Annotated in this window: 11 protein-coding genes; 2 read left to right on the top strand and 9 right to left on the bottom strand. The window is 44.3% G+C overall.

What is annotated here, in order from left to right; genetic code table 11:
- Positions 1-74: 74 nt before the first annotated feature.
- Complete coding sequence (locus tag MOF34_RS08975) at positions 75-194, bottom strand: PhrC/PhrF family phosphatase-inhibitory pheromone (protein WP_014665774.1); 120 nt, start codon at positions 192-194, stop codon at positions 75-77.
- Positions 178-1,323: a tetratricopeptide repeat protein gene (locus MOF34_RS08970; RefSeq protein WP_268399861.1), complete on the bottom strand. Its 1,146-nt coding sequence runs from the start codon at positions 1,321-1,323 to the stop codon at positions 178-180. The genes MOF34_RS08975 and MOF34_RS08970 overlap by 17 nt, the downstream gene beginning before the upstream one ends.
- Before the next feature lie 230 nt (positions 1,324-1,553).
- On the opposite strand from MOF34_RS08970, the gene MOF34_RS08965 reads away from it, so the two are divergent.
- Positions 1,554-2,909, top strand: a complete 1,356-nt coding sequence (locus MOF34_RS08965; RefSeq protein ID WP_268399860.1) for a YncE family protein — start codon at positions 1,554-1,556, stop codon at positions 2,907-2,909.
- Between the two features lie 41 nt (positions 2,910-2,950).
- On the top strand, positions 2,951-4,327 hold the full coding sequence (locus MOF34_RS08960) for a YncE family protein (RefSeq protein WP_268399859.1): 1,377 nt from the start codon (positions 2,951-2,953) through the stop codon (positions 4,325-4,327).
- A gap of 6 nt (positions 4,328-4,333) precedes the next feature.
- On the opposite strand, the gene MOF34_RS08955 is transcribed toward MOF34_RS08960, so the two are convergent.
- The 7 genes from MOF34_RS08955 to albA are packed head-to-tail and all read right to left on the bottom strand — an operon-like array spanning position 4,334 to position 11,009.
- On the bottom strand, positions 4,334-5,035 hold the full coding sequence (locus MOF34_RS08955) for a bacteriocin biosynthesis protein AlbG (protein WP_019716076.1): 702 nt from the start codon (positions 5,033-5,035) through the stop codon (positions 4,334-4,336).
- Entirely contained in the window at positions 5,032-6,315 is a 1,284-nt protein-coding gene (locus MOF34_RS08950; protein WP_268399858.1) for a M16 family metallopeptidase, read from the bottom strand. The genes MOF34_RS08955 and MOF34_RS08950 overlap by 4 nt, the downstream gene beginning before the upstream one ends.
- Before the next feature lie 4 nt (positions 6,316-6,319).
- Complete coding sequence (locus MOF34_RS08945) at positions 6,320-7,480, bottom strand: M16 family metallopeptidase (protein ID WP_268399863.1); 1,161 nt, start codon at positions 7,478-7,480, stop codon at positions 6,320-6,322.
- Complete coding sequence (gene albD / locus MOF34_RS08940; RefSeq protein ID WP_268399857.1) at positions 7,470-8,780, bottom strand: antilisterial bacteriocin subtilosin biosynthesis protein AlbD; 1,311 nt, start codon at positions 8,778-8,780, stop codon at positions 7,470-7,472. The genes MOF34_RS08945 and albD overlap by 11 nt, the downstream gene beginning before the upstream one ends.
- Positions 8,773-9,492, bottom strand: a complete 720-nt coding sequence (locus tag MOF34_RS08935) for an ATP-binding cassette domain-containing protein (RefSeq protein WP_003222008.1) — start codon at positions 9,490-9,492, stop codon at positions 8,773-8,775. The genes albD and MOF34_RS08935 overlap by 8 nt, the downstream gene beginning before the upstream one ends.
- A complete protein-coding gene (gene albB / locus MOF34_RS08930) occupies positions 9,489-9,650 on the bottom strand; it encodes an antilisterial bacteriocin subtilosin biosynthesis protein AlbB (RefSeq protein WP_003222006.1) in 162 nt (53 codons plus the stop codon). The genes MOF34_RS08935 and albB overlap by 4 nt, the downstream gene beginning before the upstream one ends.
- A 12-nt stretch (positions 9,651-9,662) precedes the next feature.
- Positions 9,663-11,009, bottom strand: coding sequence for a subtilosin maturase AlbA (gene albA, locus MOF34_RS08925; RefSeq protein ID WP_268399856.1), 1,347 nt, complete (start codon positions 11,007-11,009; stop codon positions 9,663-9,665).

Below are 11,009 nucleotides of genomic sequence, written 5' to 3'. Positions count from 1 at the left end.
CAAAAACGGGGGTCAGTCCCACTTTGTCTGGATGTTTTTTATGGTGAAAAAGAAAACCGCCGATGGCAGCGGTTTTAGATCATTGCGCGTTGTGCAACATCAAAATGTTCTGTTGATGAATTTGATACCTCGACTGTGATAAATACAGCACTCACAGCCAAACAAGCGAGTAATAATTTATACTTCCATTTCATATAAATTCACCCCCCCTTGAATGTGCTGTCTTGCTTCTTCAACCTTTAAAAAGTAATGAGATGCTTTTTTGTAATTTTCCTGCTGATGATAATATTTAGCAACATCGAGTGCGAAGTCTTCAATATCAGCATACATCATTTTACTTTCAAGGTAAACAAAACATTTTTCTAACCGTTCCTCATCTGGTCCAGACAAGTATAAAGATTCCAAAAATTCAAACTCCGTTAAGTACACGGTATCTCCCGCTGCTGCTGAATATTCTATTCCTTTTTTATGATATTCACAAGCATTATCCATCTTACCTAATTTAAAATAAATTTGTGTAATGAGGAAAAAGGCTTGTGGCAGGGAAGGGATCATTTTAGATCCTTCAAATACTTGAATAGATTTTTTTACATACTCTATCGCTGATTCAAAACTATTTTGATTTTGCTTACAAAGCGCTATGTTATATAGCGTTCTTCCCATTAATTGAGGCTGTTGCTCTGCTTCAGCAAGTGTGTAAGCTTTTTGAAAATGAGCAATTGCTTTCTCATATTGTTTTAAATCCAAAAAGTTAGCTCCGAATAAGGACTGGCATTGAATCATCCTGATACCATATGTAGTCTGTTCGCTGTAGATTTCGAATGCTTGACGTGCATAGTCCATGGAGACATAAGTTTGTTTCATATAGTAATAGACTTCTGACATTTTGAAAAAGAATTCTGCTTTGTCAATTTTGTCTTTCACAAAAATCAGTTTGCTCTCTGCTTTTTTAAAAAATTGAATCGCTAATACATATTCACGGTGATCCAGCTCATACATACCTCTGAAGAAGTTAAAGTAGTACTCAAGCAGCCCAGTTAAACGAGCCTGTTTTTTATCAATTTCAAGCAGCAGGTCAGACAATCTCGGCTGTTCCTCGATCCGCATTTTCTCTAGTGGTTCAAGGTACTCAAGCATCAGGTTGTGCCGGAATTCCATCAGTGAATAGTACAAATGAAGATCCTGATCTTCTTCCATTTGATCCAGCTCTTGTTTGATTTCTCTTCGCAAATACTCTGCGTCGGGTATGCTGAATTGGCGTATGTAGATATACCATTCGTTAATCTTTTCTCCGACGGAAGAAGAAGATATGACACCTGTCACGTTAGCGAACCCCTCCCTTCATCATTCTATATATGTCATATTTTATCATCATCATTCATCTGAGAAGCGCAAAAAAACCGCAATCTTTTCTTTCGTTACACCGCATATCAGAGGAAATTTTTTCAAAAAACCACTTTTATCCTCGGCAATTTGTACAAGCAACACACATTTACCTTCCATATCCTGTTGTATCTGCGTGAGCAGTGTATACCTGAAGAGGAAGTGAAGGGATGAGAAAAAACAAGCTTTCCTTTAAAGAAAACACTGGAGCCGAACAAGAAGAGTGTATATGTTTTTGTGGGGAAGAAGCAAGCCGTGAAGCAATGTTTCAAGCGCTGATTGAATTGCCTGAGGGGTTTTTCGTGGATCCGGATGAAGCTGTTGCAAACGTCACGTGGAATGCAGACAGCCTTTCTTGTGTCAGTGAGCGATGCTTAATCGAGACGGGACCTGAGCCTGATGAAATCGATGTTCAATTTGCAGTACGCCTACAGGGAACCATAACGCTTCTCGTCAGCGTCTCACCTGTGCGAAATCAATATGGACAAGGCGACGGGGCTGTTTCCGTCATTCACAATGCAGAGATCGACCAAATTGTCTATTATTCTGATAACCCGGATGATTGCCCGGATTTCAGTGACATCACGATCGAGAACCTTGTAGTCGTTCCGCCATTCTACGGCAGTCCTTTATCAGTGACGGGAACGATTGTGCTTGTACCGGAACCGGAGCCTGTTTATGCGTTTACAGCGAATCCAAATGATCAATCAGTTTCTGTGATTGATACAAACACTCATACTGTTGTGACAACGATTGCTCTTCCGTACCGGCCGACAGGTATTGAAATAACTCCAAATAAAAGCTCTGTGTTTGTTTTACACCTCAACAATAATGTGATTTCTGTCATCGATTATGACACATTAACAGTGACAGCATCTATTTTGCTTGATCAGCCGCCTCGATCGATTAGATTTATCCCTAATCATGAATTTGCTTATGTTTTCGCTGGCAATGCCATTTCTGTGATTGGAATTGATACGTTGGCTGTTGAGAGGTCTATTCCTGTAGAAGGTTTTGATATTGCAATTGATCCCAATGGGTTATTCGCTTACGTTCTTAATTTTGGTTTAGTGCAAAAAGTGGACTTATTTACCGGTGAAGTCTTAGGAACGATTGAACGAGATCTTATCGTATCATCCATTGAAACAGATTCTACAGAGCGGTATGCGTATGTATTAGAACAAGAATTCTTATTCAATTATTTGACGGTTATTAATTTAAATACGTTTACGATCAGCGATACCCAAGGGCTGGAGCCTGACGGCCAATATGTAATGTTTACGAGTGGATCAGAGGTGTATTTACATGACAGCTTCACTGGCAATTTATATTCTGTCAGTCCGAATGGAGCAGGCGTAATAGGAAATCTTCCGCAATCAGCAAGTGACTATGCGTTTACCCCGAATGGCGAATTCCTGTATGCAACTCGTTTTATAGAGCAGAGCATCATTGTTTATAACAGGGATGATTATTCTGAAGAGACTGTGATATCTCTTGGGGTTTCACCGAGTGCCATTGCAATTTAATCAACTATATAGTGCATTTCTAAATAAAGGGATGTGGAATCATGAAAAAGAATGATCTTTCTGCTTTACAAGAAAATTGTTTCTGTTTTTGTGATGAAGAAGTCAGCCGTGAAGCGTCATTTCAAGTGCCGATTGACGTTCCGGAGGGATTTGTCGTTGATCCTGCGGAAGCAGTCGCTTCGGTTACGTGGAGTACAGATCATCTTTTCTGTGTCAGTGAGCCCTGCTTAACAGAAACAGGACCTAATACTGAGGATATTAGGGTGATCTATGGGATGCGCCTTCAAGGAACCATAACGCTTCTCGTCAGCGTCTCACCTGTGCGAAATCAATATGGACAAGGCGACGGGGCTGTTTCCGTCATTCACAATGCAGAGATCGACCAAATTGTCTATTATTCTGATAACCCGGATGATTGCCCGGATTTCAGTGACATCACGATCGAGAACCTTGTAGTCGTTCCGCCATTCTACGGCAGTCCTCTATCAGTGACGGGAACGATTGTGCTTGTACCGGAACCGGATCAGCGATCTTATGTGTTTACTGCAAACACTGGGGACAGCACGATTTCGGTAATTGATGCTAAAGAGAATACTCTTGTAAGTAACATTTCTTTATCTGATATCCCGACTGATCTGGGTGTTACCTTGGATAAAGCGTATACGTATGTTCTCCATGGGAATGCGAATCTTGTATCGATCATTGACAACGAGATATTAACGGTTACACAAACCATTCCTCTTACAGGAGCCCCAAGAAAAATCCAGTTTGAAAGTGGGGGCGAATTTGCTTATATTCTCGCAGGGGGCAGCTCTATTTATGAAATTAACATTTCCTCGCAAACCATTACCAATACATTCACGGTGTCACCCACTGCGGACGATTTTGCTTTAGACCCTAACGGACAGTTTTTCTATACAACCAATTCTGTAACTTGGGTCGTTAATAAATATGACATCAATACAGGGCAAATGATTGATAGTTTAAGTAACTTTGAAACACCAAACCTTATTGAAACCCCGTTAATAGGGGATTTTGCTTATCTGGAAAATGGTGAGATAAGTCCGAATGTCGTTTCTGTGATAGATTTGACGACATTTAGCGAATCGTCACAAATTAACAGACTGTTTGACGGTTTAATTACAATAGTTTTTTCTGCTGATGGGACTCGTGCATTTTTCCTTGAGCCATATAGTGAGGCGTTTCCGGAGAATCTCACCGTCGTAGATACAGCGCAGCATACTATGATAACAACTGCCTCTCTCCCTGGCGCCTATGACATCGCCGTAACGCCGGACAATCAGTATATTTATGCGGCACAGCCCGATGACAATTCCGTGACCGTGTACCGTACGAGTGATTATACAGCCGTGTCAGTGATTCCGGTGGGCGCGGGTCCGTCTGCGATTGCGATGTAGCTCATTTCACAGATCGAGAGAAGTGAATCCGCGATTAGAGAATCGTTTATAAATAAATGACCCGATCTGCTGGATGGCAGCCAGGGTGATCAGAAACAGCAGTTCACTTATGGTGAATCGGAGCATCCACCAAATCCCGGCTCCTGTCAGCACTCCTGCAAGAATTTTTTTGAACAGGGTGCCATGTTGGAAAAGTTTCAGCAAGTACGTTCGCATGTAAAACAATAAATACAAAATCAGTAACAATGCGATTCCCGTTGAAACGATAGGGGACGTGTGAAGGCGGAAAGGGACGGCTTTAACGATTTCGAACATGCAGCCGAATATGATGACTTCGCATAATACAGCAGCCATCACGTATGTTTGGCGGACGTTTTTATAGCTGTCACGCAGTGATTTGACGTCTTCTGCATAACGGCTGCACACTCTGTGATGCTGAAAGTCACAGCAGCTTTGATGAGACTGTGTGAGTTTCTGAAAAGCTGCTGTCATGTTTTTCACAGTTTGGGTGACATAGTGAAGATAGAGAAAAGCAGGCAGCATCAGAACGGAAGCGATACAAGCCAGCAGTCCGAGCCGCAAAACATCGTTATTGAATATCTGTACATATTGCGCTGCGGCTTCGGCGACGGCTTGAACCCAGCCGAAGGAATAAGCCGTCATACCTAAGAGCAGCAACAACACGGTAAAGACAGTGCTTTTTCTCATTGTCCAATCGCCTCTTTCTGAGAAACGTGAATGACGGCTTTTTTAGAGGATGCCAAAGCATCAATGAGAGACAAGAAATCCTGGCTATTCATATCGTGAATGATGCGGTACATGTCGAGAAACGAGCAGTCACATTTGTCACACTCGGCCGCCCACTCGAAGCATTTACGAACATAATCGCTGTCATAAATGATCGCGTCCGTCAAAGAATCCTTACCGTATTGGAGCCAAACCGCAATCTGTTGTTTTTGCTGTGTGACATAGTAGGAAGCGACATCGATATAAGCCGAAGAATGCGCCCCTTGACTGTGAAGGATCAAAAAACCGCCGTCCTCATACATGTGAGCCTCGGCTGTCAAGCGATCGATTTTCAGGCGGTATGTTTGCTGAATCTCTTGAAAAAACGGTGAATCTATTTGAAATAGAATAAGAGACGCGATGTCCCAATAAAGCTTTAACGTCAACAGATCGTTTTGCCCGGGAATTGCGCCAACCTGTAATCCGGTCCATGTGTCTTCCATCCGTTCCTCATTACCCAGCCTCATTTTTTGTGAGAGGGCTGGTGGAGGGCATGCGGAGATGCTTTTTCTTTCTGCTTTATGTTTTGGACGCTTTTCCAGCCGGAGGTGAGGAGGCAAAAGGGCTTCCGTGTCTTCTGAGCCTCCGACCAAAAACAGCGTCATCCGCTGGGGCTGATAGGCGGCATTGTAGGCTTTTTGTAAATCACGGATGTTCAGCGCCTCAATGTCCTCGATTCTGCCTGCGGGGAAAACGGCAGCAGGTGAGGCGGGAGAAAGCATGCTGATCAGCTGATAATGGTAAGAGAGCTGATGATTGAGGTGTGCTGTTTGAATTTCGTTTGTAATCACAGCTTTTTCCTGATTGATCTTTTTCTTGTCAAATGAGTGGTTCCATAACGCATCAAGCAGGATGGGGATCGTCTGTTTGAGCCGATCCGGCAATGAGGTAAACATGAAATTGGTATCGGTGTAGGTGGTGAACGCATTTAAAAGCGCGCCGTGCGCAAAAAAATCACTGTACAGATTGCGGCCATTATGCCAGAAGAGGAGATGCTCTAAAAAATGCGCTGTGCCATACGGGAGAAGCGTGTCACCTGATTCTGAATGTAAGCAGACATCCCGGCTTCCAAAATCGATTTTGACATTGCACAGCCGCAAATGGGCGCGGGGGAATTTCAGTCTGAATATTTTCATCCCGCTGTCTGTGTATCTGATATCGGTTCGTGCATCCAGCTGTTGAAAAAAGGTTTTCTTCTCCATCTCTTCATCCCCTTACTACATGAGTTCCGATATAATTGATAGTCGTTATGAATTGCAATACATCGCGGCACGTTACTGCTGAGATGCCATCCAGCAAGTCTTCTTTCGTACAGGAGAAGCGGCGCAGGATTCCCATATAGGCTAAAAGCCCTTCGGGAGAATCGAATTGCAGCAGCATTTCATTGCGTAAAAATTGCTTTGCCTGTTCTAGTTCGCGCTCATCGGCTGAAAAATGTGTGACAGCTTCCAAAACACGCGGGGGAATCTCTTTCTCATGAAGCTGATTCGTACATATTGAAACAAGCAGCATATTGTTCATGATGTCATATCGGGTGATGACATGATAGACTGCCAGATCCTTTTCGCGGAAGCGCTTGAATAAAGCGGAATGTCCATACTTTCCGAGCAATCCGTCTATCAGCTGAATTTTGATATAATCGCTGGCATCTTTCATCCCCCCACAGTCAAATCCGAGTGTCAAGACTGAAGGACCTGCTGCGCTGCGTGTCTCTGTTTCAGAAACATGCCGGTTCACGAGGAATCTTCCGGCCGTCACGGCGGACGTTTGCGAGGCATGTCCCGGAATATCGCATGCTTGTACATGTCCCAATATGTTCAGCTGTTTTTGCTGGGAGAATAAATCTACGATGAAATCCGTTGCATTCTGAAACCGTTGTGGTTGGATTGCCTGTATCCTGTCTTTTCGGCCAAACATGGCTGTGCCGTACATCGGGTTTCCGAAAGCCTCCTCCGCCAAGCGTGCTGCCGAGTAGGAGAAGGGGTCAGCGAATTTCTTTTCGATTTTGAGCAGGAGTTCATCCTTTACCCTTTCAACAGTATCTGCTGAAAGAGAAGAAGGATAGGACATGTCTGCAAAAATCTTCATCAGGGCATCAAGATGAAGATTTTTGTTAAATGACGGGTGAATCAAACGGGTTCCGCAGGTTTTCAGCTGCTGGTCAAAAAAGAGGTTCGCTGAATACATAAAGCGGCAGCCGGCGGCATAACCGAAAGCGTCAATGATTTGCTGCTTCAGATGTGCAGCCGCGCCGTAAAAATAGATTGTTTCTTCTTCAGGCTCCGCCGCGCTTTCAATCGGTTTCAGAAAGCTCGCGGCGATTGAGATTGTTGAAAATTGATGAGTCTTCAGCAGGTTAACTTCCAAGCCGTTCTCTTTTGCTTGTATCAAAGAAACCACCATCCTGTTTTTGCAGGTAATAGACTATGATCAGCGCGGCAAATGGAATCACCGCCAAGGAGACAGCGGTGCCGGCTAATGTGGCTAAGAAAAGGGGAAGACAAAATAGATAAGATCGGTATTTTGAAAATTCGCTCCAGAGCTGCTGCTCTGTCTGCCAGCCGAAGGACGGCCTTTTTTCATCTGCGGTTAACCGGATAAACGCTCCCGCCAGCAGCAATACCATACACTGCACAAAGGTGAGGGCTGAAACCGGTCGGTTGCTGATGAAGCCTACAATGATAGCGACAAGGAGAAATCCGCCTGCCAATAGGCCTGAATAAAAGCGATATTTCGCCCAAAACATCGTTCTTCGTTTAATTGGAAGCGTGATGAGCAGCATGCGATCGTTTTTTTCAATCGAGTACAAAAGGGCGATCGGCGAGCAAATCAGCAATAGAGCGGAAATCACAATATAAATCACTTGCTGATTGAAGATGCCGGTGTTCATCATCTGGAACGAAAAGAATCCGCTGAACGCCGCCATCACCACGTAATTTAACAGCATCGCTTTAGAAGAAATAAATCGGTTCCATTCTCTTTTGTAAAACGAAAATTCAGATCGCCGCATAAAAAAATGCATCTTGCTCTGATGCGGAGGCGCCTGCAGAAAGACCGGAAAGTCAATGATCACCGCCCATAGCATGTGAACCGCGCATAGCGGGATCGTGACGGCCGGCATAAAAGCGGCACTGAGGCATACAAAGGCGAATACCGCCGCATGCAGCAGAAACATCGAGTTCTTCTTTTTGACGAAATGGTTGCTTAGCATAACTCCGAATAGAATCGAGTAAACGGTAAAAAACGAAAATCTGCCAAGCCAAAACAATGTTTGCGCCCCTGACAGCGTTCCGTTTCCAAATAAGAACAGCGGTAAAATAAAAAAGAATAACGTTCTTCTCAAACAAGTATCGACAAACAGAACGACACTCTGGGCGAGCCAAAAGCTCCGTGATGAAATCGGCAGCAGACAGCTCAGCTTCATATAAGATTCCTTCCATTGTGATGTCACGGAAAGAAACACCATATACGTGTTCATTAAGAGAAGCGCCAATATGATATACGTTTTTCCCAACACCGATTCGTCAATGCCGGCTTGTCGGATCAGCCCGATTTCAAACACGGCGAGAATCACAAGCCCTGCAGCAATGCGGATAGCGTCCTTTTTCCCTTGCCGGCTGTACAGCTGTTTGAACAGCAACGACATGATGGGGAATATGTTATTCATGGCCGATCACCTCAAAAAATTCCCGCCGCAGATCGGTCTCCTCCCCAATCGGAATGACCTTTTGGATCTGTTTGTTGTGCAGAATGGCCGCAAAATCACAAAATCTCTGCACGACATCGAGCAGATGGGAAGAAAACAAAATGGTTCCGCCTTCCTCACAGTACTCCCGCATTTTCTGATAAAAGACCTCTATTGATTCCACATCCAAACCGACGAGCGGCTCATCCAAAATAAACAGGGGAGCCCGCAGCAATAATCCTGTCATCAACACAACCTTTTGCCTGTTCCCCAAGGACAGCTCCGAGATTCTCCTGTTGATGTATTTTGAAAAATGAAAGGCCTCAGCCAAACTGGCAAACTGTCGCTCTGAAAAATCCTTTTGATAAAGCGAATGGACGAAAGACACATAGTCCTTCGCCGTAATTTCTGTAAACAGCAGCGGATAATCAGCGGCGAAGTAACGGTGAATCTTCAGTTGATCTGATGTTTTCTGCGGCATGCCGGCCTCAGCTTCAATGCCGCACAGCGTAAAGCCCCCGCTGTAATTGCGGTTCACTCCTGTCAGCGTATTGATCAGTGTTGTTTTGCCGGCGCCGTTTACCCCAAGCAATCCGTAAACAGCGCCTTTTTCCAGGTGTAAGTCCACGTGCTCTAAGATGACGTTGTCCCGTTCATACCAAACGGATACATCGTGTATATCCAAAATGCTCATCGCGAGTCAGCCTTCCGCGCGCGCATTCCGAAAAGAATGGCAATGGCTATGAAAATCAGCGTAAATAGATAATCACTTTTGACAAAATAGACGACTGCGCCGATGACAAAGATAAATGAAAGGATATACAGTAAAATTCTTCTTTGTGCTGGTGACAAATCGTTTCCCTCCTAAATTAGCTGGACCACGTCTTCTAATTGTTCATTTTTTGCCCAAGAGCAAATGTTTTTCCGGTGATATTTATTAGAGTTTAGTCCTTTTAAGTAACAGCCTCCGCAATAGCCGCTGAACGGGCAATTGTCTTTCATGCAATGCTCGCTGAACCGCGGCGCCTGCGCTTGCCACAGTTTATGGACGAGAGGGGAGTTAAAGATGCTTTCATATGAATCATGAAAAATATTTCCCAATGAAAATTCCTTTGGAAAGAGCGCACACGGACGTACTTCTCCGAACGGGCTGATCACAATGGACTTCCAGCCAGCGCCGCAATTTGCCGCGCGTTTTCTCTCATAAGGAATAATCGGAATCAGATCTTTAAACTCATTAATGATATGTTGCTCGTACTCCATAAATTTGCGGTGCTGCTCGGCATCTTTTGTGGGGTGGACAATGTCTCTGCCTCTTCCGAAATCATCAACCCAATTGTAAGAGAACGCCTTTGCCCCAAGATCCCGAACCTTTTGGGCCATATCGTGGATTTCCCACATGTTTTTTTCAAAAACGGACATGGCGACCCTGACAAATATACCGTGGTCACTCAACAATTTTATCGTTTTACAAGTTTGGGCAAAAGAGCCTTTTCTCCCTCTAAAGGAGTCATGGACTTCGGAACTCACACTATCGAGAGAAATGCCGACAATGATTTTTTGTTTATAAGCTTTCAAAAGCTCCAGGCTCTCTTTTCGCATAAGAGTTCCATTCGTTAAAACAGCGACCTTTTTGAACTTTTTACACACATAGTCAAGAATCTCATTGGCGTTCGGATGGACAAAGATTTCTCCGCCCGTGATTTCACATGTCAACACTCCGTTATCAAACAGCATATCAGCTGTTTTCTTGAATTGCTCAATCGATACGGTGCCGAGCGCTTCCGGCGAGCTTTCCAAATAACAGTGGGCGCATTTCAAGTTACAGCGGTGCGTCAGCTCGAAGGTGGCGTGCAGCGGCATCGGAAATTCATTGCTTCCGCTCGTGGTGATCGCGTGGCGGCTGGACCGATTTTCAAGCTGGACGACCTGCTTGTTCAGGAGCATGTTGAGCATGTCGTAATACCAATCCCTATGGTCTTCCGGTGATTCATCGTAAACGGCGCATTGTTCCGCTAAAATTTGTTCAGCCGTTTTTTGCCCATCCATTCGCATGCAGAGCTCGTAAGCCGTTTTGTTAAGATCCAAATACTCAAAGTCAGAAATGGAAACATTATCGCGCAAATAGTCGATTTCTAACACGCCGCCCTCAGGAAGCTGGTGAACTCTTACACTTTCATTAATAAATGGAAACATCTGCTCTATAAACAA

Origin of the sequence: Bacillus sp. T17B1 (genome assembly GCF_026796395.1) — a bacterium.
In the GTDB taxonomy this organism is placed as follows: Bacteria; Bacillota; Bacilli; order Bacillales; family Bacillaceae; genus Bacillus; species Bacillus spizizenii_A.
This window is presented reverse-complemented; position numbering and strand designations above follow the sequence as displayed.

Coding starts and splice junctions, on each gene's coding strand:
- MOF34_RS08975 (WP_014665774.1), bottom strand. CDS start 194: ATGAAATGGAAGTATAAATTATTACTCGCTTGTTTGGCTGTGAGTGCT.
- MOF34_RS08965 (WP_268399860.1), top strand. CDS start 1,554: ATGAGAAAAAACAAGCTTTCCTTTAAAGAAAACACTGGAGCCGAACAA.
- MOF34_RS08960 (WP_268399859.1), top strand. CDS start 2,951: ATGAAAAAGAATGATCTTTCTGCTTTACAAGAAAATTGTTTCTGTTTT.
- MOF34_RS08955 (WP_019716076.1), bottom strand. CDS start 5,035: ATGAGAAAAAGCACTGTCTTTACCGTGTTGTTGCTGCTCTTAGGTATG.
- MOF34_RS08950 (WP_268399858.1), bottom strand. CDS start 6,315: ATGGAGAAGAAAACCTTTTTTCAACAGCTGGATGCACGAACCGATATC.
- albD (WP_268399857.1), bottom strand. CDS start 8,780: ATGAATAACATATTCCCCATCATGTCGTTGCTGTTCAAACAGCTGTAC.
- MOF34_RS08935 (WP_003222008.1), bottom strand. CDS start 9,492: ATGAGCATTTTGGATATACACGATGTATCCGTTTGGTATGAACGGGAC.